The organism is Novipirellula methanifontis (genome assembly GCF_052161655.1).
GTDB lineage: Bacteria > Planctomycetota > Planctomycetia > Pirellulales > Pirellulaceae > Novipirellula.
In genome coordinates this window covers 5,861,696-5,885,297 of sequence record NZ_CP197418.1, presented here as the reverse complement: position 1 = coordinate 5,885,297, position 23,602 = coordinate 5,861,696, and the positions used below count along the sequence as shown (strand labels likewise).

General features: G+C 54.3%; 17 protein-coding genes. 10 read left to right on the top strand and 7 right to left on the bottom strand.

Annotated elements, in window-relative coordinates:
* Window positions 1–44: 44 nt before the first annotated feature.
* Window positions 45–569: a CIA30 family protein gene (locus SH528x_RS21285; RefSeq protein WP_442505467.1), complete on the bottom strand. Its 525-nt coding sequence runs from the start codon at window positions 567–569 to the stop codon at window positions 45–47.
* A 384-nt stretch (window positions 570–953) separates the two neighbouring features.
* Here SH528x_RS21285 and SH528x_RS21280 point away from each other — a divergent pair, with 384 nt between their 5' ends.
* The 9 genes from SH528x_RS21280 to SH528x_RS21240 are packed head-to-tail and all read left to right on the top strand — an operon-like array spanning window position 954 to window position 10,681.
* Complete coding sequence (locus SH528x_RS21280) at window positions 954–1,472, top strand: chemotaxis protein CheW (RefSeq protein ID WP_442505466.1); 519 nt, start codon at window positions 954–956, stop codon at window positions 1,470–1,472.
* A 38-nt stretch (window positions 1,473–1,510) separates the two neighbouring features.
* Entirely contained in the window at window positions 1,511–3,136 is a 1,626-nt protein-coding gene (locus tag SH528x_RS21275) for a methyl-accepting chemotaxis protein (RefSeq protein WP_442505465.1), read from the top strand.
* The gene (locus tag SH528x_RS21270; RefSeq protein ID WP_442505464.1) at window positions 3,126–4,103 is read left to right on the top strand and encodes a CheR family methyltransferase; all 978 of its coding nucleotides are present in this window, start codon (window positions 3,126–3,128) and stop codon (window positions 4,101–4,103) included. Before SH528x_RS21275 ends, SH528x_RS21270 begins: the two co-directional genes overlap by 11 nt.
* Window positions 4,100–6,616 carry a chemotaxis protein CheW gene (locus tag SH528x_RS21265; protein WP_442505463.1) on the top strand — a complete coding sequence of 839 codons (2,517 nt, stop codon included), beginning with the start codon at window positions 4,100–4,102 and terminating at the stop codon, window positions 6,614–6,616. Before SH528x_RS21270 ends, SH528x_RS21265 begins: the two co-directional genes overlap by 4 nt.
* A gap of 29 nt (window positions 6,617–6,645) precedes the next feature.
* Window positions 6,646–7,263: a hypothetical protein gene (locus tag SH528x_RS21260; protein WP_442505462.1), complete on the top strand. Its 618-nt coding sequence runs from the start codon at window positions 6,646–6,648 to the stop codon at window positions 7,261–7,263.
* A gap of 13 nt (window positions 7,264–7,276) precedes the next feature.
* Window positions 7,277–7,762, top strand: a complete 486-nt coding sequence (locus tag SH528x_RS21255) for a chemotaxis protein CheD (RefSeq protein ID WP_442505461.1) — start codon at window positions 7,277–7,279, stop codon at window positions 7,760–7,762.
* Between the two features lie 22 nt (window positions 7,763–7,784).
* Window positions 7,785–8,165 carry a response regulator gene (locus tag SH528x_RS21250; protein ID WP_442505460.1) on the top strand — a complete coding sequence of 127 codons (381 nt, stop codon included), beginning with the start codon at window positions 7,785–7,787 and terminating at the stop codon, window positions 8,163–8,165.
* A gap of 10 nt (window positions 8,166–8,175) precedes the next feature.
* Window positions 8,176–9,258, top strand: coding sequence for a protein-glutamate methylesterase/protein-glutamine glutaminase (locus tag SH528x_RS21245; protein ID WP_442505459.1), 1,083 nt, complete (start codon window positions 8,176–8,178; stop codon window positions 9,256–9,258).
* A gap of 25 nt (window positions 9,259–9,283) precedes the next feature.
* Window positions 9,284–10,681 carry a PP2C family protein-serine/threonine phosphatase gene (locus SH528x_RS21240; protein ID WP_442505458.1) on the top strand — a complete coding sequence of 466 codons (1,398 nt, stop codon included), beginning with the start codon at window positions 9,284–9,286 and terminating at the stop codon, window positions 10,679–10,681.
* A 141-nt stretch (window positions 10,682–10,822) separates the two neighbouring features.
* On the opposite strand, the gene SH528x_RS21235 is transcribed toward SH528x_RS21240, so the two are convergent.
* From SH528x_RS21235 to SH528x_RS21210, 6 genes are all read right to left on the bottom strand, one after another.
* Window positions 10,823–12,070, bottom strand: a complete 1,248-nt coding sequence (locus SH528x_RS21235; RefSeq protein ID WP_442505457.1) for an outer membrane protein assembly factor BamB family protein — start codon at window positions 12,068–12,070, stop codon at window positions 10,823–10,825.
* Window positions 12,071–12,684: 614 nt separating this feature from the next.
* Window positions 12,685–14,202, bottom strand: a complete 1,518-nt coding sequence (locus SH528x_RS21230; RefSeq protein ID WP_442505442.1) for an ISNCY family transposase — start codon at window positions 14,200–14,202, stop codon at window positions 12,685–12,687.
* A 185-nt stretch (window positions 14,203–14,387) separates the two neighbouring features.
* Window positions 14,388–14,732 carry a hypothetical protein gene (locus SH528x_RS21225; RefSeq protein ID WP_442505456.1) on the bottom strand — a complete coding sequence of 115 codons (345 nt, stop codon included), beginning with the start codon at window positions 14,730–14,732 and terminating at the stop codon, window positions 14,388–14,390.
* A gap of 16 nt (window positions 14,733–14,748) precedes the next feature.
* Entirely contained in the window at window positions 14,749–16,191 is a 1,443-nt protein-coding gene (locus SH528x_RS21220) for a HEAT repeat domain-containing protein (RefSeq protein ID WP_442505455.1), read from the bottom strand.
* The gene (locus SH528x_RS21215) at window positions 16,113–20,528 is read right to left on the bottom strand and encodes a neutral/alkaline non-lysosomal ceramidase N-terminal domain-containing protein (protein ID WP_442505454.1); all 4,416 of its coding nucleotides are present in this window, start codon (window positions 20,526–20,528) and stop codon (window positions 16,113–16,115) included. Before SH528x_RS21215 ends, SH528x_RS21220 begins: the two co-directional genes overlap by 79 nt.
* A gap of 304 nt (window positions 20,529–20,832) precedes the next feature.
* Window positions 20,833–22,287, bottom strand: a complete 1,455-nt coding sequence (locus SH528x_RS21210) for a sulfatase-like hydrolase/transferase (protein WP_442505453.1) — start codon at window positions 22,285–22,287, stop codon at window positions 20,833–20,835.
* Window positions 22,288–22,682: 395 nt separating this feature from the next.
* Here SH528x_RS21210 and SH528x_RS21205 point away from each other — a divergent pair, with 395 nt between their 5' ends.
* Entirely contained in the window at window positions 22,683–23,600 is a 918-nt protein-coding gene (locus tag SH528x_RS21205) for an amidohydrolase family protein (RefSeq protein WP_442505452.1), read from the top strand.
* Window positions 23,601–23,602 lie beyond the last annotated feature (2 nt).

The following is a 23,602-nucleotide window of genomic DNA, read 5'->3' as shown; positions in this document are numbered from 1 at the left end:
CGAGATGAGTTGCATTGAGTGGCGACTGACATTCTAGTTCCAGCTTAGTCCACGTTGATCCAGTCCACTAAAATCTCGAATGGCCCCGACTTTTTATCGCCCAGTAGAATACCGACGGAGTGAACTTGGTTCGGGTCGAGCTTCATGCTGGGCATCGGCCGTCCGTATGAGTGAGCAACGAACTTATCAACGGGCAATCGCACTTCCGTCCACTCGCCGGCCTGCGTATCGAAATCCAACTGATAGGAGAACGCGGTCCGGCGCTCCGGCGTGTACAGGTTAAATGTGTAACGACGCCCGTCCCCTTTGACTCGCAAGACGATCGATTCGCCGCTAGCCAATCCCAGTGATCCGTCAGGTCGTGATCGTACCGACGCAAATCCGCCGTTATTCTCCAGCGACAGAATGCCCGCAAACCGCAGCACGCCTTGATCGGTGATCGTGGCCTTGCTGGTCGAGCGGCCTCCCATGACGCCGTCGTTGACGATCTGCCACTTTGCCACCTCATCCGCCTTGGCGAACTGAAAAAGCGTTTCCATCGTTTGTGCCGAGGCGGTGGAGTAAAACATCGCTAAACAAACGAACGAGCATAAACATCGATTCCAAGAATTCATGGCGGCGCCTTGATACGGGGGAGGAGTTCATACTGCAACTGTAGCGAGCGAGCAAATCGGGCGAGCAAATCGGTCGGGCAAATCACAGATCCATCCGGCGGACGAGTGGCTTGGAGGCTTGGGCGGCAAATCGACCAAGTGAAGCTGGAGCTATCGCACTCACGGGGGGGCACCCAAGAATGTTTGCTGACGTTGTCCCTCGTAAACCTTGTTCAAACCAATTGGCTCATCTTTCTGCGATTCGTTCGTTGTAACTGCCATGTCTGCTAAATAGACTGGTGTGACGCAGTCCTGCCCATCTGGCCCGATCGATTTCCTCTTCACTTGTCCACGGCACCTATGGTTCAGAACTCACCTGCTGATTCGTCACCATCGGATGCAATTTCTGCGGGAAAAGATACATCGCATTTCGTTGGTTTCCAGATCGACAGCCAGCGATACGCTTTTCGGATTGAACAGATTCAGGAAATCGTGATGCCTGATCGAGTCACCGAAACACCGCAAGTCGCCAACTACGTAGAGGGGGTTCGGAATTTGCGTGGCGCGATTATTCCGATTATTAACCTTCGTAAACTTCTCGGTCTGGCGGCGAAGCAGGCGGACAGCGATACACGCACGATCGTCGTCAATGTAGGTGAGCGAACCATGGGATGTACGGTGGATGCGGTTTCTCAGGTCATTCGGATTCCCGAGCAGAATATTCAGCCAGTTCCCGAAACCATGACAGTCGCTGGAAGCCGTGACATTGCGGGTTTCGCAAAAGTGGATAGCAACCTTGTAATCGTCTTGGACATCGAGGAATTGTTCAGTCCGGAACGATTGAAACGTCATCCTGTTCAAGAAGTGACCACTTCTTAAAGCATACAGCCGCCTGACAACCACTTGAGAGCTGCTCCGTGACAAAAACAGATAGCCTGAAACGATCGAAAGCTAAAACGAAAACCGAATTGCGACGAGAGCTGGAAACGCTAAAGCTGGAAAAGTCACGTCTCGAACAAAATGTGACGGGTCAGCTGGCCGCGATTAACCGGTCGCAATCTGTGATCGAATTCGAGATGGACGGCACTGTTATCTCGGCCAATCAGAATTTTCTGGATTTGATGGGCTACACACTCGCCGAGATCCAAGGACAGCATGTCAGCATCTTTGTCGATCCCGAATACCGGGTAAGCGCCGATCACAAAAATCTCTGGAACCGACTTAATGGCGGTGACTATGAGAATGGCCAATACAAATGGATCCGCAAATCCGGCAATGAGGTTTGGATTCAAGGATCGTACAATCCGATTTTTGACGCGGACGGCAAACCATTCAAAGTGGTCGAGTATGCCACTGACATCACGGACCAGACGCTTCGTAACGCAGATTTCAAAGCCCAAGTTGACGCAATTCAAAAGTCGCAGGCGGTCATTGAATTCGAAATGGACGGAACGATCATTACGGCTAACGATCTTTTTCTGAATGCAATGGGCTACGCTCTGGATGAGATCCGTGGGAAGAATCACAAAATGTTCGTCGACCCTGGCGAACGTGATAGTCCCGAGTACCTGGAATTTTGGAACAAATTGAACCGTGGCGAGTACGCCCATTCGGAATACTGGCGAATTGGAAAGGAGGGCCGCGAAGTATGGATACAGGGTTCCTACAACCCTGTCCTCGGTCCCGACGGACGACCCTGCAAAGTGGTTAAGTACGCCGACGATGTCACCAAGCGTGTTCAGTTGGAACGATCTGCGAAACAGCAACGCGAAAAAACGAGGCGTCTGATCGATGAGGTAATCGAGAGCGCGCACCAGTTTGCGGAAGGCGCTCGAGTCATCGCGGAGAGTAGCGCGAATTTAAGCGATGGGGCTCAAAACCAGGCGGCGAGCGTGGAAGAGATGACCGCGTCGGTGGCCGAGATGACCAACGCGATCCAGGTGATCGCGACCAGTGCCGCCTGCGTGAATGATCAGGCGAGCAAGACGGCATGTCTGGCAGGCAAAGCGAGCAAGACCCGCAATGAAGCCGTGATAGCCATGGGGTTGATCGAAAAATCAAGTGAGCAGATCACTGATATTATTCAAGTCATCAGTGACATTGCGAGTCAAACCAACTTGTTGGCGTTAAACGCGGCGATCGAGGCGGCTCGCGCCGGTGAACACGGCTTGGGATTTGCCGTGGTGGCCGATGAAGTGCGGAAATTGGCCGAACGGTCTAGCGAAGCCGCTAAAGAGATCACGCAGCTTATCAAAGAATCGTCGCGTCGCGTTGCGGAAGGCGCTGAGCTATCCGAAGAAGTAGGCAATTCGCTTGCCTCAATCGTCGAGGCAGTCGACATGACGGCTGCGGGAATCGTGCAGATCGCTGAACAGACTGAATCGCAATCGGAAAGTGCCCATCAAGTCCAAATTGCGATCAGGTCGGTTTCGGAAACGACGGAATCAAATGCGGCCAGCGCAGAGGAGCTGGCCGCAAGCGCCGAACAGCTCGGCGCCCAGTCTCAGACACTGCAGGATTTGGTGGGCAAGTTTGAAACGTAACGTCGCAGGGATCCCCGGCCGCGGTTCCAATGGCTACGTTGCCACGCAACCCCCGCTGCCGTGGAAACAAACAAAGGGGCAATCTACAGTGGGACTCCCGCGTCTTAATTCGCAACAATTCGATCGCTTCTGCGATTTCATCTATGAAAATAGTGGAATCCATATCGACAAGAACAAGATCACCTTGCTTAGCAATCGTATTCGCCGCCGCGTCAGTGCAGGCGGTTTTGACGGTTTTGATTCCTACTATCAAATCCTCACATCTGCCGAGGGGGCCAATGAACTTGCCGGTTTCTTGGATGCCATCACGACGAACGAAACCTATTTTTTTCGCACTCAAAAGCAATTTGACTGGCTCTGCACTGATTGGCTGACCGAACAGCTAGCACGTCACCGCGCCGGCGAAAGGGAGCGCAAGTTGCGAATTTGGTCGGCCGGATGTGCAAATGGTTCGGAACCTTACTCCATCGCAATCTGTCTGGCCGAAAACCTGTATCGACTTCGTGATTGGTCGTTGGAAGTTCTCGGGACGGATCTCAGCGAAGAAATTTTGGAATCGGCACGCAGCGGAAACTTCAATTCCCGTGCGATCGGCGAGGTGTCAGCCCAACAGCGGCGACGGTACTTCCAGTCCTCGACCGCCAACGACCAATGGCAAGTTCGGGAATCGATTAGGCAACTGGTGCAGTTCCAACAACACAACCTGATGCGACCACTCACTAAGCCGGTTTTTGATTGCATCTTCATTCGCAACGTACTGATTTACTTCGACCGACAATCGAAGCAGAGTGTCGTCAATAATGTGGTGGATGCGTTGGCGGTTGGCGGCTACCTAGTCGTCGGACCGTCGGAAGGTATCTACGAAATGCTGGGCGGTTTGAAAAGAGTTTCGCCTCTGATCTATAAGAAGGTGGGAGAGACGTCAGGCACCCGTCCATCGACCGGACGACAAGGTCGACATCCATGAGTGACAACACCAATAATTTGTCTGATCCGGATGACGACATGTCAGAATATCTGCAGACGTTTCTGGACGAAACGGAAGAGCAACTCGATGACCTCGTAGAAACCCTGTTGTTGCTTGAGAGGGATTCGTCAAATGCGAAGGATTTGAACGAAGCGTTCCGTCTGATCCATTCCATCAAGGGATCCGCTGGGATGATGGGCTTGGACCAAATGACGGTGCTGACTCATCATTTAGAGAATCGTTTTGAGCGTTTTCGTTCCGGCACGGAGCAGCTCGATGAGGCGACGATGAACGTGGTGCTACGGTGCATCGATTTCCTCCGTCAAAGCAACGATCGCCTACGGGACGCTGAGGTGTTGCTTAGTCCTACTGCGCTGCTCACTGAGCTGAAACGATTGGAAGATCAAGCTGCCAAGCCAAATGACAAACAGAATAATGCGACGGGCTGCTCGGTGGTGGAACCATTGAATTCTGACCGAATATCGGAGCCGATGGTTGGAGCCCCTGCGTCAATTCTGACGTCTACCCCCGCTTCTTCCCCGGCGTCTCCGCCGGAAAACCCACCTTTCTCGACAGACGCGGACCGCGGAGATGCTGAGGTCCGCATGCGGATTCGGTTCCGCCCCGGGTTGCAATTGGCGGACCTAAAGGCCCGGTTGATCGTAAACCGGGTTGCAGCACTGGGAGATCTGAAATCGACTCAGCCGGCGTTGGATGACCTGTCGGAGGACGACCAACTAGAAGAATTCGAAATACAGCTTCAAACCATCAAAGAACTCGCAGAGCTACGCAGGGCAGCGGAGGTTGATGGCGTGGAATCGATTGATTTCCCAAACCATGTGACTGAGTTCAACAGTCCGTCGGAAGTCAATGATCTGAATGAGAAACCGGTCTCCGCTTTACCCGAGGTGGAACCTAATTGGAGAGCACATGAACCCGGCACGGAACCAACGGGCCAAGCGGATAGCGAGACACCTGCGTCGGTACAGTCCTCCGACAATCCGGGACCAGTGCCCTCCCTCGATTCTTCGCTCTTGGTGGACACATCGGCTGCTGGTGAACCGCCCGATTCCGACAAAGCGGCCGGTAAGGTTGCTGAAACAATGCGTGTCGAAATCGACCGCCTGGACAGCCTAATGAACCTGGCTGGCGAACTGGTTGTCAATCGGGCCCGCTTTGTCCAGATTTCCAGCCAGATCAGTCCGGCACGTCGAAAAGCCAGTGCGTTAAACCGGATCCGCGAATTTTGTGACAGCCTGCGTGACACGATCGATGACCTGGAGAATGAAACCGCTGAACCGAGCGACCGCGGGGCTCTCGTCGCCCGACTTCGCTGCGGGCTGGAATTAATGGATGAACACTCGGAAATTTGGGAACATGACCGAGGCTACCTCGAAAAGTTTGGAGAGGCAATTGATCAGCTTTCGCGGGTTTCGAAGAACTTGCAAAAAGGAGTCTTGGACACTCGCATGGTCCCGGTGGCTCCCTTATTCAATCGCTTTAAACGGGTCGTCCGAGATCTTTCCAAAGAACGTGGTAAGCGGGCAGACCTGCTGATCCGTGGCGACAAAACCGAACTCGACAAGCGGATGATCGACGCGTTGGGCGATCCATTGATGCATCTTATACGAAACTCGATTGATCACGGTTTGGAATCAACACAGGTCCGCCTTGCTGACGGCAAGCCAGAGGTAGGAACAATCTCTCTAGAAGCCACCCATTGTGGAAACAACATCTACATCCACGTTCGAGATGACGGCGATGGAATCGATGTCGGCAAAATCAAAGCGAAACTAATCAGCAATGGAACATTGTCGGAATCAGCAACTAGCGAACTAAGTGACGAGCAGGCCTTGAATTACATTTGGCATCCTGGCTTTAGCACCGCCCAAGAAGTTACTGACGTTTCGGGCCGCGGCGTCGGGATGGATGTGGTCCAAGACCGGATCCGAAAACTAAACGGAACGATCCAAGTCGAATCCGTCCCACAGCAAGGAACTCATTTTACCATCCGGTTACCATTGACTCTTGCTATTATTCATTGCTTGCTGGTCAAGATACGTGGGGTCGTGTTCTCAGTGCCGATCGATGACGTTCGTGAAATCGTTTCGGTCGAAGATAAAGAGGTGTTCCCAGTTCAGGGAAAGTGGACGATGGACGTTCGCGGTGAGTTCATACCACTGATCCGAATCGATGAGATTTTCCATTGGAATGATTCCGATGGTGGTCAAGATAGACCTGAGTGTGAGGCGTCGGCTGTCGACATACGGGCGCCAGAGGTGGTCATTTTGCAAACCGCCGGAAAGACCGTAGGGTTGCGGGTCGACGAACTTCTCGGCAGTCATGACATGGTGATCAAGTCGCTTTCGGATAACTTCATCGAGATACGCGGCTTATCGGGCGCGAGTATTTTGGGCGACGGGAGCGTCGGTTTGATGCTTGACGTTGGTGCGGCGTACCAAATGGCGACTCAGCCATCTATGAAAACAGCAACCGAGGGTCTGGCAAGTTGACCGATCAGGAAGAGAATCTCCTCAGCACAATGCAATTGACTGCGCTCGAATCGACGTTTCGTCGTGGGGCCGCCAGTGCATCGGGTGCCCTTGCAAAATGGATTGGCAAACCATCGGTCGTTGATGTCGATTCATTCGAACAGTTGCCTATGGAGGAGGCGACAGGGCTGTTGTCCTGCGGTGACAATACGCCAATATGTTTTTGTTCGATGCAGATCCAGGGGATTATCACGGGTCAGATGATCCTGGCGTTCGATGATGCGAGCGGTTGGGCCTTGACCGACATGTTGTTAGGCTATCCTCAGGGCACGACGACCGAGTGGACCGAATTGGCAAAATCGGCGGCCCTAGAAACGACCAACATACTTTGCTGCGCGTACCTCAACGCTTTGCATCAAAGTCTTTCCGAGCTCTATAAATCACAGGAAGTCGTTCCAGCACCACCGAAATTTAGCCGGGAATTCGCCGAGAGCCTGATGGAATTTCTGCTGATGAGCCAGGCGATTGTTTTTGATCAAGCGATTTTAGCGAAGACCCAATTTCAGATTAATCGCTTAACGGTCAATTGGACGTTGCTGTTCGTGCCTGACGGCGAATCGATGCCGACGCTGCTAGATGTGCTCCTTAGCGGTGAATTTGAGCAATGAGGAGTTTAACAATATGGAGCCGGTAAGACAGGCGTTCGGTCGCTCAGTGCGGATGGGGGAAATGCAAGTTGGTGGAAACGGGGATACCCTCCGCACGCTGCTTGGTTCATGCATCGGATTGGCACTCTATGACCGACGACGAAAAATTGGTGGACTGGCCCATATCGTGCTGCCCGAATCACGCGGAAAAACAGAACGACTTGGAAAGTATATCGATACGGCCATTCCAGGGCTGATCGCGAAGATGCAAACGTTTGCTGGCGAAAACCTAAAGTTGACGGCCAAAATCGCCGGCGGCGCCAGTATGTTCAGCACGAGTGGCGTCAATAACATCGGTCAACAGAATATTGAAGCCTGTCAGCAATTGCTTACGGATTTTCGGATTCCGCTTCTGGCCAGTCATTGTGGTGGCGAGAGAGGTAGACGGATGTCTTTCGATATCGAGAATGGCACTGTGGTGATCGAGGTCGTTGGGCAATACCCGACCAAATTAGGATGAGCAAGAGGCGAGAGAGAGCCCGATGAAAACGAAACGCTTGTTAGTTGTCGACGACGCCCTGTTCATGCGCAAATGCATTCGCGAAATCGCGGAAGCCGCTGGTTGGGAAATCGCAGGTGAAGCGGAGGATGGTGAGCAGGCCCTGGTAATGTATCAGCAGATTAATCCGGACCTAGTCACCTTGGATATTGTGATGCCGAAATTGGACGGTGTTTCGACGCTCAAGAAATTAATACAGCAAGATCCACGCGCGCGCGTGGTTATGATCAGCGCGGTGAACCAGAAACCAAAATTAATTGAGTGCATCAAAGCTGGTGCAATGGACTTCATTGTCAAACCATTTGATAAAGCAAGGCTCCTCGAGTTTTTTATAAAATCCCTTGCTACCGATAGCCAACCGTAGGAAGCGTATTGTGAATTCCCGACCGACGAAAATTCTGGTGGTAGATGACTCGGCGCTGTATCGCCAGTCGATTCAGAATGTGTTGCGCAAGGTCGAAGGTGCAGATTCCGTCGGGAGTGCTAAAAATGGCGTCGACGCGTTGGAGAAAATCGAACGATTTGAGCCCGACCTGTTGACGCTTGATGTTCAAATGCCTGACATGAACGGCATCGAATTGTTGCGTGAGATCAAACGCCGTAGACTTCGCTCCAAAGCAATCATGGTCAGCAGCTTTACGGCTGCCGGAGCCCAAGTGACCACGGATGCCCTGATGGAAGGCGCATTTGATTTCATCCTTAAACCATCCGGGAGTGATCCGCATGCGAACCGGCAACAACTTCAAGACGAACTGCAAGAGAAAATTTCCGCCTTTCGCGAATCGTCCGACGCCGCGGGACCTCGCCGACGCACCGCTGTGCAAACGGCAAACACCGATGACTGGGTCGACACAGTCCCGGCTCCTAAATTCCCTTGCCAAATAGTGGTTTTGGGAACGTCGACAGGTGGCCCCGTCGCGCTGAAAGCCTTATTGCCAAAACTGCCCGCCGATTTGCCGATCCCCGTTCTTGTCGTTCAGCACATGCCGCCGACGTATACGCAGTCATTGGCCGCTCGATTGAATTCAATGTGTGAATTGGAGGTTCTGGAAGCGACCAACGAAATGGAGGCGATCGCTGGACGAGTGATCATCGCCGCTGGGGGCCAGCATCTGAAACTGATATCCCGTGGCGATCGCTTATGGGTTCGATTGACCGACGACCCACCCGAGAATGGCGTCCGACCGTCGGTGGATTACACCCTTCGATCGACCGTCGATGCAACCGGTGGCAATGCCCTTGCCGTAATCATGACCGGCATGGGGCGTGACGGGCTGGAAGGTTGTCGGGGCTTGAAGCAATCAGGCGGGTTCGTATTCGCACAGAACCGGAGCGATTGTGTGGTTTATGGAATGCCCAAAGTTGTGATTGAAGAAAAGCTTGCCGATCGCACGTTGCCGCTTGCCAAGTTGGCCCCAGGGATCCTGCGGCACATCAAACGCAGCCGCCGAACTTAAAATTAGGTTGTTAGGTTAAGTCACTATGAATGATCCTTCACCACTTGCGTCTTTACTGATCGTAGAGGATAGCCGCATCCAAGCAAAGATTTTGTCCGACAAGTTGCTAGAAGCGGGCTACCAGGTTCGCACTGCGGAAAACGGCCAGATCGGCTTGCAGATGATCCGAGAACAGCGGCCGACCTTGGTGATCTCCGATATTGAAATGCCGGTGATGACCGGCTACCAGTTGTGCCACGCCGTCAAGAACGACCCCGATTTGCGGACGATTCCGTTCATCCTGCTCTCAACGCTCGCGGATGCGCAAGACATCATTAAGGGACTGCACTGCGGCGCGGACAACTACGTTACGAAGCCCTATGATCCTAAATTTCTGATTTCACGGGTCGCATCGCTGCTGGAAACGCCACTTGCCGATGGTGAAGATGAGCAGCAACTTGATGTTACCTTGGGAGGCAACCGATATACGGTTAAGGCGGGCCGACAGCAGACTTTAAATTTGCTTATTTCGACTTTTGAGAACGCGGTGCAGAAAAACCAGGAGCTCGTTCGCACTAACGAAGAATTAACGGTTGCCAAGGAACAGCTGACACGCTGGAACGACCAACTGGAGTCTCTGAATCATCAGCTTGACTCGACTAACCAACGCATGACACGTGACTTGGACGCGGCCGCTAAGGTGCAGCGCTCGCTATTGCCATCGTCCAATCCAAAAACGTCACTCGTCAACTTCGCCTGGCAGTTCATCCCCTGTGATGAATTGGCAGGGGACTTTTTGAACTACTTTGCGTTGGATGACGACCATATTGCGATTTATGTTGTTGATGTTAGCGGCCATGGAGTCGCATCCTCTTTGCTGTCGGTAACCATCGGTCGCTTAATGACTCCGTTGGTCTCGTCCTCTTCGCTGCTGGTCCAGTCGGATGGCAACGGAGGAACCCGGATTGTTCCGCCAAGGGAAGTAGCCTACGAACTAAATCGTCGGTTCCCAATGGAGGAACAAAACGAATTGTTCTTTACAATGCTGTACGGCGTACTGAAGTTAAGCACTTTGGAGCTTCAATTTGTTTCAGCAGGTCACGATCCCATCGTTCATGTGTCAAAAGGCGAATTGCCAAAACTGCTGGAGGGGTGCAACATGGCTATCGGTTGGGTCGAAGACATGGAGTATGACCAAGAAGTCGTGACGCTCGCGCCCGGGGATCGGCTTTATGCCTATTCCGATGGCGTGCCCGAAGCGATGGATGAAAACTTGGATCAATTTACGATGCAGCAAATGATGGAGATAATCGAACTCGGTCAGTCCCAGTCGCTGGAAGACAGCGTGTCTCTACTCCAGAAGTCCGTGCAACGCTGGTGTGCCAAAAACGGCCCCAAAGACGACGTTTCAATCCTGGGCCTGGAAATCACGTCGGATACATGATTTGACTCGCAAGTGTCCTAATACGAATCGACAATTCAAAGGCAAAATCGTGCAGTCATGCTGCTCTGGCAAGTCTACGGCAAAGCGATGTGACCCCAATTCTAACCCACTTGCTGGGCACATACGGTTATCTGTAGCCCCCTACTCGCCGATACAGAACAGATGCTGTACACCACGAAGGTAGATGCGGCCATTGGAGATTGCGGGTGAGGCGAATACCGATTCGCCTAATTCGTTGGTCTGAGTAATTTCAGCAGTCCGTTCCGCTTTCATGACTTTGGTGATGCCCGTGTCAGCGGTGAAGTAGACGAGTTTGTTCGCCGTGACTAAGGAGGCGCTGAAGTGACGTCCCAGTCTTTCTCGCCAGAGATGTTCTCCGGTTCCGGTATCGTAACAATGGCCGATTCCCCGGTCGTCAGCGACAAACAGCAAACCGTTTGTGACGACCGGTGACGGCACATAGGATTGGGAATCAGTAACGTGCCAATGCACGTGTGAGTCGGTAACGTCGCCCTTGCCCCCAGGGCGAACCGCCATTACGTGGTACGTTGGAAAACCTGCGTTGAGGTAGAAATATTTGTTGTCGGAGACCATGGACGCCACGAATTGTTCGGTCGGACCTTCGATCCACCACAAACGTTTGCCGGAGTCTGGATCAAAGCCAGCGACACGTTTACTACCCGTCAACACGGCTTGCATCTTGCCGTCGACAGGTCGCAGCAGTGGAGTTGCATAGCTGCGTGTTCGGTGAACTCGCGGTGTCTTCCAGACAACTTCACCGGTGTCCTTCCGCAGTGCCGCGATGTAGGACTCGCCGTCATGATCGCCGTTGATAATCAGGAAATCGTTGTACAGCACAGGACAGGTGCAGAAGCCGTGAACGCTGGAAAATTCACCGGCTGCTACTAACCATTGCTGGTTGCCTTGGTAGTCGAAAGCAGCCACGACCATTTCACCGGGGGCACCTTTTGTTCCAGTTTGATCGTCGGTGCGAAAAAAGGTCACGAAGACGCGCTCACCATCGGCCGCCGGTGTGCCGGACGCAGCACTATTGAGCGCGTGCATTCCTTCGAGCGGCGACGTCACGACTGCGCGTGTCCAGCGAATCGATCCACTCGAACGATCCAAACAGTGGAGAGTCCGCTCGGAGGTGTTGTGATCAAACGCGGTCAGAAAAATCACGTCTCCCGAAACGATGGGGGACGAGTAACCGGACCCTGGTATGGGCGTTTTCCAGAGAATGTTTTGGCCGCTTGGACCATTCCAGCGTGTTGGGACGCTGGTCTCCAGACTCGTGCCATCACCGCGCGGGCCGCGCCATCCGGGCCAGTCTTCGCCGCTTGATACGGCAGCAATCCAGAACGTCAAAATCAAGCCACAATAACGCATCGAGAAATCCTACTAAGTTGGAATGGAATACGCACAGTCTACTCGAATTCGGTCCATTCGCTCGTCATCTTGCCGAGCGGATTGCGGTGGAGCCCCGGAAACTCTGGAAGACGTGTTCAGCAAGTCTATTCAAATGGTCAAGCTAAAGCCGGGCAGCCTGTGTGGCGGCAACTTATACATCTGGATGAAACGAGGCGTCTTCAAGAACTTGGTGTATCGCGATTACAGACCAGGACGATCGATTTCCTGCCTCGCCAATCGTATCCGAACTCATAAATTAGTGGCGCACAAATGGGAGCGTCTGCGAATCACTTTGAGGCTCTTTATCCTTACCTGAAACAGGTAACGTCTGATTCGTCCTCGTCAGCTACCTGCGCCAGAAGGTGGACGGACAAGGTTTCCCACGCGCTGGCGATCGTAGCTAGTGTCTGTCATAAAACCTCGAGGCGGCGTAATTTTACAGCTTGAGAGGGCGAAACGTTAGTGTGAAGATTGTTGGCGACCCGCCTTCAACACCACGATGAGGGGCGAATTTGCAGTGTTTTCAGATGACTGCGCGTACCTTCAGCCAGGAGGGTGTCGTTGATCAACTCTGCGTTGTGTCTTTGACCTAATTAGGCCGCTGCACGTACTGTCTTTGCCGCTGCAGCGTCGGGGTTTTCTGCCGCGATCAATAGCCGGCCAAGCACCTGCAGGTTCCGCCCCAGCACGGCTAGGCCAAGATAGCGTTTAAAACCAACTTCACTGCGGTCACGACAACGTTTCAATCCGTTGCCCCGCTGCAACGCACCGACCGCGGATTCGATTCCTGCGTGACGGTGTCGACGTCGGCGTGAGTCGTCTGACTCGTTGGCAACTTCGGTTGCAAAGTTTTGAGAGTTCCGCGATGGACAACTGACGTTGCCAACGATCGGCAACAAGGCTTTAACGTTCGCCGCGCTGTGAAAGCCACGATCAAGCGAAAGTTCTTCAAGCTTACCTTGGTGACGCTGCTGGGCGATCTTCGTTTGCTCAACCACGACACTGCCGTCGGTTTCATCACGATCCATCAGATAGTAATGGCTGATGAAGCCCGCACCGTCCTCAAAGATCATTGCCAGTCGTCCATACTGAATCGGCTCGCCTGCTTTGCCACGTTGGTAGAGTTGCGTATGAGTTTCGAAAAGGCTGAACAGCTTCTCGCTGTTGGGAACGCTCTCGCCCAGCACCACTCGGCGATGCGCGGTATCACGAACCTGTTGGGTCAAACTGGCCCAACCCGTGAGTTCCTCAAGCCGAATGTGCAGCGAGAGAGGCAATGCGTTTTTCGCTGCCTTTTCCAGTGTTTTGACTCTTTGGAGGATCAAGTCTACACGCTCTATCAGGCTACAGTAGAGCGATTCGATCGCCTCCTTCTTTTTGACGATACGACTGGCAGAGAGCTGATTAATTTGTCGATGAAGCTTTTTGATCGTCTTTAACAAGTGAGCGGACTGACGCCACCGAGGAAGACTGATTTCGTCAGCAAGGGTGCGGGCCAGCGGGATGATCTTCCGCATCCCGTCGTACATCAAGCTGCTTTCGGTTGGGTAATGAATATTCGTTTCGATCACGAACGAGTCGGCGCGAGCCGATCCTACTGCATCGCCATGGAACTGTTGTCCGTGTCGAACAATGATGTGGTTGATCTTCTCAATTGTCTCAGGCTTGATCAGACAACACGAATTGCGAATACGGCGAAAGTCGAAATTCGGGTCTTGCTCCCAATCGTCAACACCGAGGATCGTACGGAGATTGTGATGGTTCTCGGCTTGGTCTTGGAGTTTGTCGTAGTCGAAATTGCAATTCATTCTGAGCACTGCCAGCACGAGAATTTGCCAATCATCGAAACCGGGTCTGCCGGTATCGCGGCGCGAGAGCTCACTGACATCTTGCGCGATTAAGTTGGTAAGGCTTCTTCGCAGCGGACCGTCGAGATAGACATGACGCAGGGCAGCGAGAACGGGTATAATTTCGTCACGACAATTCAGATTCAATTGCAACTGCGCGATGGGGGTTGCTGCGAACCGCATCTGAGGTTCATAACTCTTTCGCATCTCGACCACTCCTTGAAGATTTGTGATGAAATTGGTTTTTCCTAACTGTTTCAACACTCGAACCGGTCAAACGGTTCAGTCTTCAAGGAGCTTTTTTCTAAATAACCCCGTAAAACACGGGATCATTCTGTTTGATGACAGACACTAGCTACGAAGGAGTGTGAATCGAATCCAGCGACCAACGAAAGCTGTAAGTGGTCAACCATTCGCCACTGCAAACGGTGGTTCGGTTGCCAGCGTTTTCACGATTCCGTGATCACAATCGTGGCGATGATCGCGCGATGATCCGACGGCCATGGCTGCACAGGAATTTCCGAATTCCCTGGTTCGCCAACGCGTTGGCAAGCCGTTACGGTGATGTCCTGCGAACGGACAAAAACAAAGTCGATGCGGTTGTGACGGTCACTGGGATCATCCGCACGCGTTAGAGGAGTCCATGTCCAAACGGGCTTGGCGACTTCGTCTGGTTGACCGCCGGCGTCTCCGCCATTCCATAAATTGAAGGACATCACCGTTAACGATTCCGGATGGCAGTGCGCTAGCGGCAGCGCAAGCAGCAGAATCCACAGCAAAACAAGTCGTCGCATCACAGTCATCGATGGGTTATTGGCTGGTTTCTGGTTTCGCGGTTAGCAAGGCAAACAAGTCGGCGACGGCTTGCGGCGAGAGATCTTTTTCTAGCCCCTCGGGCATCAATGATTTTCCTGACGCACGCAATTCTTCAATCTCCGTACGCAAAATGGTTTCGCGTTTGCCTTCGTTGGATATCAGCGTGATGCTGCTTCCGGTTTCGGTTGCCAATAACCCATTGAGGACGCGACCATCAACAGTGACGACGATATAGGTCAAGTAGCGGGCCTCGACTTCGGCGCTGGGGTCCATGATGTTGGCCAGCAAGGTTGGTGGTCTCTTGTCGGTGATCGAGGCCAGATTGGGTCCCACGTCGTGGCCGACGTTGCCAATCTTGTGACAGGCCGCGCAGCTGGTCGCAAAAACTTTCCGTCCGCGTTCGACATCACCAGTCAATGTCAACGCGGTCTGGTAACGCTCGATAACCTGTTTGCGATCAGGGCTTGTCGACGCAGTGAAGGCTTCGGTCCAAGCGGTGCGTAGCGTTTCGTCTTTGGTTGCCAACAGACGTTCTCGCATCGAGGGGCTGATTTCGCCACTGGAAACCCGCCGCGATTGAACGGCCGTCAGCAGCATGTTGCTCCACTGCGTACGACTCGCCAGTACGTCCAGCACTCGCGCTCGCAGCGATGGCCCATAGGACTGCCAACCTGCCAGCAGCACTTCGGCGACCTGTTGATCGTCTTGCAGTGCCAAGCGATCGACGACAGCCAACTGCAGCTCTACCGCCGACTGTGGCACCAACAAGTTTGACAACAGCCGCATATCGTCGGCATACATGTCGTCCTGCCGCAACAACAGTCGTAGCGAAGCCGCGGTCAACGGCGTCAGCCGTTCGGAATCTTTTGAATCTTTTGACGTTTCGGAAACCGATCCACGGGCCTGATCGATCGATTGGTCGATCAGCTGTTGTTGAGCAGTGGTCAGCTGAGCAAGTGAAAGTTTACGTTTCGCTAGTCCGTCCAGCAGATCCGCCAGTCCGGAAAGTTGCCACGGTTTGAGCGGGCCGTCCGCATCGTCGCAGATTTGGCGAATGACATGACCGATGGCCATGGCATCGCCGAGAGCCGCGACCTGCCCGAACAACTGTTGTTGCAAGCGGCGTTGGTGGTCAGTGGACGCCGCCACATCGGACGATAACGCAATCGTGGCAGTCAGAACCTCTGCGATGTTGCGTTGGTTCAGCGAGCTCATGACGTTCGCCAGGATGTAAACGTCATCCGCCGAATCAGTCGCCAACTGGGCCAGCAATTGTGCGGCCATCGGATCATCGTAGGCACCCAGCGTCGCGGCCAGTTGTAGTCGCACTTTGGCGTTGGGGTCATCGACAAGCGGCTTCAACCATAGGACGTCAACGGTATGCTCTGCCGCCAGCCGTACGGCTTGTCGACGAACTCCGGCATGCGGATCTTGCAATGCGGATCTTGCAATGCGGATTGCAAAATATTGGTGCTGAGCGTTTGCATGCCATCGAGCGTACACAGGGCTTGTAATCGCTGTTCTGGTGTGTCGCCCGCGGTTGCCATCGATTCGATAGAGGGTACGGCGGCTGCCTCTTTATTGCGGACTAAGCTTTGTTGAGCTGCATCGCGTTGCCAACCGTTGGAACTTGCCAGAGTACCCAGCAAGCCGGTCGTCGTGTTTGCTATCCGTGGCGTGGTGAGCGATTTGCCGGTAGGCACGACCCGATAAATGCGGCCATGATTTTCACCTAGCCGGTAGTAGGGGCGCAATTCGTCCTTTCCGTTTTGCGGCAGCCATTGCGGATGTTCGATCATGTAACGATACATATCCACGATCCACAGGGCCCCGTCGGGCCCGGTGCGAGCCATCACCGGTCGGCACCAACGGTCTTGGCTGGCAAAGAAATCGAAGTCCGACTCAGCCGGGTCGCGGTGAAAGTCAAAACTGACTCCGTCGTCGGTGATGATGTTGTGTTGGACCAAGTTATGAAACGGTTCGCATGTGAACGCATGCTGTTGGTTCTCGGCACGCGGGAACAAAACGTTGTCGCGGTAGATGATCGCTGAACAAGCCGATGTAAAGCGGCCCGATTGGTCAAAGTTGTGGAATCGTTTTTGCAGCTGCGCGGCGGGATAGACAGGCGGGTTGCTGGGCGTCACCACTTGATGTTTGGGATCGGGCGGAGCAAAGTGTGGGTTGCGGCGAATGTCTTGATCGGCCAGCACATAGTGCCACAGCGGAAGACTATTTTGCACCCCAAACCAGTTTCCCCAGTCATCACGATTGCGGCCGTATTGCGAGGGACCACTCTGCGGATCGATGTCGCCGCTATCGGGCCGAATGCGAAAGTCGCGACTGCCAATCTGGTGAGCCTGGCCAGTCAGCACGGAGGTAATCTGATTGCCTTTTCCGTAGCCCGAGTGGTGGCTGCCACTGGCACAGTGAACCCAGTTGTCCAGCCCCCAGCGCAGTCCGTTCACTCGCAACTGCTGATTGCCCTCCAGGAATCCGCTGAACACACTGCGGCGGATGTCGGCTTTGCCGTCGCCGGTGCTGTCCTCCAAATACAGGATTTCGGGCGCGGCGGTAACGAGGACGCCGTCCCCCCAAACCAGAATCCCATTGGGGAAACTGAGCCCTTCGGCAAACAGCGTTGACGAATCATAATGGCCATCACCGTCTTGGTCCTCGAGTACAGGGATGCGGCCTCCCGGTTTACCGGCCCCGTCCATACCCAGCGGATAGTCCGCCATTTCAACGACCCACAATTTGCCGTCGAGTCCCCAGTCGATGGCGACGGGGTCTTTCACGAGTGGTTCGCTGGCGACCAACTGGACTTCGAACCCGTCTCGAATGTGAATTTTTTCAAGAGATGCTTCGGCCGTCGTCGGCTCGAGTTCCTGCGACGACTCCGTTTTCGTTTTGGTGAGCGGTTTAGTGCCGGCGGTGGCAAAGTGAGTTTGGGCTTCGTCGGCCGAAAGAGTGCGGTCGTAAACCGCGACCTCGTCGATCATGCCCTGGAAATTTGCGAAGTTATCGTTGCGGCCACCGATCTGAATTTGTGGACAACCGTCGGGATAGGTTTTGGCTAGTTGGCCGTCGATTTCAAGTTCGCCATTTAAGAACACCTTTACATGGCTTGCATCGCGAACCAGCACCACGTGGTTCCAGCTATCGGTTCTCAGCACGGTCTCGCCGCTAATTAATTCGCCGCGTTCATTGCCGTTGTATAACAGCAACCGTCCCATCGATGCATGCGTGCCGCCGATTCCCAGACTATCACCGGGGGCACCATTGGCGCCGTCGACGCCTCGCGTAAACAGGTAACCGGTGACCGCACGGTTGGTGTGGGGTAGTTGATTGCAGAACCAGAATTCGAGGCTGTATTGGTCGTTCAAATCAGGAACGCTGGCCAGCATGCGGCCACCCGAAAAATTCGGTGGCACAGTGCCGGGTTTGCGAGGCCCCGACTTCGGTTCGTAGCGTCCATCGTGGACAGCCCGTTCGTCGCCGGCAGCGGTACGGTTGCTGTCATGTAGTCGCCAATAAGCGATCGGCTGCGATTTCTGAATTCCCTCGGCGTACTGTTTTTGGGCTCCGGCGTCCGATGGCTTTTCACCGTGAACGACGGGTTTCGGCGGCGCCTTGGGAGCTTTCATGTTCGACACACGATAGAGGTCCACTGTTTCGTCGGCGGACAGGGGGCGAGCAAACAAGGCGATTTCGTCCAGCTTGCCATCGAAGTTGCCAAACGAAAATTCAGTAGACGCGGGGCCGGCCAAACGCAGCGAAATGTCCAGTTCCGGTTGGACGTTGCCGTCTAAAAAGATCTTTACGGCGTCGGCATCGCGGACAAGGGTCACGTGATGCCAAGCCTTGGTGACTAGGGGCGTCGATCCCACGTGTTGCTCGGCCCGTTCCTGTTCGGTCGCTTCTTGTTCGGCGACTCCGCTGCGAATGGCCAACACCGGCAGACCCTCTTTGCTGCTTACGATCGACAACGACTCTTGTCCCTCACCCGACCCACGAGAAAACAAAGTTGCCGACGGATTTTCACTGCCTGCGGGCAAGCCGTTCCAAAACCACATCGACAGACTGTAGTTGGCAGGAAGGTTTGACACGTTTGCCTGCATCGAACCGCCAGCAAAATAGACGCAGCGGTTGGTGGATTCCTGTGCTGCAGTGTTAGAGTTTTCCTGTAGGTCAGGTCCCTGCAGGTACAGGGCCACGCCACCGTCGAACTGCGCAGGGTGTTTGCCCGTCGCGTCGGCGGCATGGTCAGCGACCATGTCGCCAAGTCGCCAATAGGCAGTGGGCTGAGCTTTCATCACTGCCTGGGAAAATGTATTCGGCGGATCGACGAGGGCTCGTCGCTGTTTTCCCGACACGGACTCCAACAATGTTAAAACACGTTCGACGATCTTCGGTTCCGCTTCGACTTCCAGCCCCGCGGTTCGCGCAGGCCAGGTCGTGTATCCGCCCAGTCGATGCTGTTCAGGCGGCGGAATGTAACCTTCGGCGCCATTGGCAAGTTCCAGGTTGAAGGTGCTGACCAGGGGGCTCTGTCGTTTCAGTTTCAGACCCGTGATTCCATAGACTTCGTTGGGCAGTGCAGTAATACCCAGGTCGCCGATCCGCACGGCCTGCAACACCACCTCGGTTTCCGGATGTTCGTGAATCCACCCCGCCTGCTGGGCGTAAACCTCCGTGCGGTCTTTGGGAGGTGCCTCGCCGCGTTGTTCGTTAATCGGTTTGGCCCAGGCGAGCCGCTGGGCGTCCGGGACTCGTCTTTGTAACTTCATCCGAGATTCGGCCATCGCGATGGTCAGATCCGATCGATGTCGGATCTGTTTCCAGGCCGTCAAAGCTGTTTCGGCAATCGCTTTCGCATACTGCGTACGGTCCACACGTCGCTGCGGCTTGCCGTAGTCCATCCAGTGCAGATCGCCGCTTGTGCCTTGCGACATGATGCCCACAAACTCTCGAGCCGGTTGTTCCGTAGTCGCGGCGATACCCGATTCCAACAAGCCGGCGACTTCGCCGAAGTAGTCGGCCGAAAAGCCGGAACCTTGTCCGAAGTAGTGCATCGAGTAGTTGGCTAGCAAACACAGCGGAACGTCATCCGCAGCTGCCACCACGCTCAGCAACGAAAGTTGCGGGTCGATCGGACCGGCGGGATGAACGTAATCGGGGTTCAGGTAGCCGGGATGCATCATGGCCCGGACCGTTTGCTGACCAAAGGGATCTGTCCCCTTGCGGTCGCTGCGGGTGATCCAGCGACGGCAATTGGTTTGCTCGCCGACGTCGACGGCCGTCCAACCGATCTTTGCCGGTTGTAATTTTGCATGCGCTGAAACGATTGCTTCCGCCACGCGCGGCACAACGTACTGGACGTAGGCTTCATCGCGGCTGGTGCCCAAGCAATACGCCATGACCGAGGGAGCGGAATGCGTGTGGGTGGCACTGATTAGGATCCGATTGGCGGGCAGGCCTATTTGTTTCGCCACTCTCGACTTGATCGCATCGCAGATGTCGGTGGGAAACATACACGAATCGACAATCGTAATCGCGATCGTTTCATTGCCATCGGATAGTACCAAACACCTCGCGTGCAATGGATCGGCGACCCGCGTCTCGGTGGCTTGCAGGAACCCTCCATTACGGATGGCGGGAAAATTGCGAGGCGAAATATCAACCGACGACGCTCCGGCTCGCAATACGGTGTCAGCAGAGGCCAAGCTGAGTGGGCACACCAGCCATATCAACAACGTGGAAAACAGAATTTTCATGGGCGTTGAGGCATTCGAAGATGGTTAAGAATTTGCCGGCGGTAGGACAGTCGCACAGCGGGCGGGGGTTGTAGTGTAACCTAAGACGCGGCGGGTTGGTCGCACGGCAGCACAGTCTCGGCTGAGTAACCAACAGAAAGAATTTCGGCGGTGGGCTGAACCAATTGATTTGCACTCGAGCAATTTGACAATTGACATAGGACTTACGCCGCAGATGCGTTCTGGCGAACGTGGCTGCTTTTTCAACCGACGCGTTCACCGAGCGGCGTGGGCCTCCACGAGCTTGAGCTAATTGATACCAGTACTATTGATGATAGTCCTTGCCGTTAATGCTACCGACGACCGAAACCATCCAGCCATTGAGTTCTTGTTTCATCCGTTCCAGTCGCGTTTGCTGAACTGGATCGACAGAGCGATCCGTTGTTTCCATTGGGTCGTCGGCGAGGTTGTAAAGTTCGTATTTTGTGCCGTTGATTCGATGCAGTTTCCACGGCCAGTCGTTCCACGCAGCATGGCCGGTTGCGATGTCTTCGGAGAACTGCGGGAACTCATCGACGTCCTTGCGGATCCGTTCTGGGGCGTGAGGCAAGGGGGCCCCGGCTTGCTGTTTTTCCATGATCGCTTTCTGGATTCGGTCACTCCAGGTCGCCTGGCCCTGTTGGAAGAGGTGCCAAAAGCCCATTGGCTTGCTACGCTTGTCGGCTTTGACCGAGATGATGTTGCGGATGTCCGTTCCATCAAGAGGGTGGGGAGCATCCATTTGAATTCCGGCCATTGCTAACAGCGTTGGATAGATGTCACACGTCCAGGCGGGTACGGCAGTTCGCCCTTTGAGATTGCTCGCCGGCCATTCGATAATCGCCGGAATTCGCAAACCGCCCTCGTAGATGCTGCCCTTTCGGTCGCGCCCACCGGACGTCGCCTCAACAAGGCCTCCATTGTCGCTGCAGTACCAAAGGATCGTGTCGTCGGCGATGTGCATGGTCTTCAATTCACGACGCAACCGCCCAAGCTGTTGGTCCAGCAGCGTAATTTCACGATAGTATCCGGCATGCTTTTCGCCATCGTAAAGCGATGGGCCATCCGGGACTTCCTGATGAGGATCATGAGGCGACGGGAACCAGACGACTGCAAACATGGGTTGGTCGCGGTCCTTATGTTTGCCGAGGAACGCCAGCGTATCGTCCATCGCGATGACCGAACCTTTACCTTTGCGGTGTTCGATCTTGCCGTTGCGACTCAGGTAGGGATCATTGTCAAAGAAGTTCAGGCCGATGACCCATTCGTCGAATCCCATCCCCGTGGGATTGCAGGGCGAGTCGGGTTGACCGGATCCCAAATGGACTTTGCCGAAAATCCCGGTGACGTATCCAGCCGCTTTCAAAGTTTCTGCAATCGTTTGCTCATGAGGACGCATGTAGCGACCGTGGTTGGTCACCTTGGTTCGAATTGGGTTGCGTCCCGTCATGACGCTGGCGCGAGTTGGCGAACACACCGGCGCCGCGGCATAGAAGCGGTCGAACACAAAACCGTCGTTCGCCATCGCGTCCAACTGCGGCGTCTGCACGAACGGATGGCCATTGTAGCCGACATCCCCCCACCCTTGATCGTCCGCCATGACAAGGATGATATTGGGCTTGCGATTGCTCTCGACGCGGTCGATCGCGGTCGGATCCGATGCCACCGGTGGCTCGGCTCCATACGCGACGGAAAGCATTAGGATTTCCGCCAGTAGCAACGATTTGCATAGGATTTTCATATGGGGGTCCGAGGTGGGAGTTGGCAGCGTATTACATCATAAATGTCTTCCATCCGCCACGCATCGCCTCTGTCGATTCGCGGGGGATGTGGCAGGAAATTCGTATTGGACGCCATTGGTAGTTGTCATTCGTTATCCCGCCAGTGCAAGCCCGGCGGAAATGCGTGACTTGCACAGCTTATAAATCACACGCCCCAAGTCGTTAAAGACATGAGGCGACGGTAAGCGATTCGGGGTATGCTAGGCAAACCGCCAGCAGCGACCGTGTCGAAGCCGGAGGCGTAGTAGGCACCGCTGTGAAGCATTCACGTAGCCGAACTCGCCAGAGTTTGGATTTTCCGCCGAGCCATCCAAAGTATGGCGATCTCGCGTTTTATCCGATATCCGATACATCTATGAATAAACTCAATCGTCGCGATCTGCTTCGTTGTCTTAGCACCCTACCGCTTTCATCCGCTGCCGCCTTTGCGGATGACGCCGTGTCGAGCGTGGTTGTTGACTCGCATCTTCATTGTTTCGCCGGTCAAGATCCCCGTTTCCCGTATCATGCACGGGCACCCTATCGGCCCGACGCTGCGGCAACTCCCGAGCATCTTTTGAAGTGTATGGACAATGCCGGCGTCGATTTTGCCGTCGTCGTTCATCCGGAGCCCTACCAAGACGACCACCACTACCTCGAGCACTGCCTGAACGTTGGCCAGGGAAGATTGAAGGGGACGTGTTTGTTCTTTGCCGATCGCCCTGGTTCGGTCGAAAAGATGGCTCCGTTGGTTCAGCGAAATCCGGGAGGAATCGTTGCCGCTCGTGTCCACGCTTACGCTCCTGATCGTCTGCCGCCCTTTGGTACGAAAGAGCTACGGCATCTCTGGAAAACAGCGTCGGACCTGGGGCTTGCGATTCAACTGCATTTCGAGCCCCGATATGCCCCGGGGCTCGAACCGTTGATTCGAGAGTTTACCGACACAACGGTCATAATCGACCATCTGGGGCGACCGATGCAAGGCACCCCCGAGGAGCATGAGGTTGTTGTTCGCTGGTCACGGTTTCCCAATACGGTGATGAAGGTTTCCTCGATACCTGATCAGAACAGTTACCCTCATCGCGATGTGCAACCCATTATTCGACGTTTGACGGACGCATTTGGCGCGGAACGAATGATCTACGGAGGAGGCTTCAATTCGGCAGCTACCGGAGAGTCTTATCGAGACTATCGCATAAGCGTCGCGGATTTACTTTCTCATTTGTCGCCCGACGATCGCACCAAAATTCTTGGCGGTACCGCGGCAAAACTATTTGGATTCAATGGTTCCTGAAC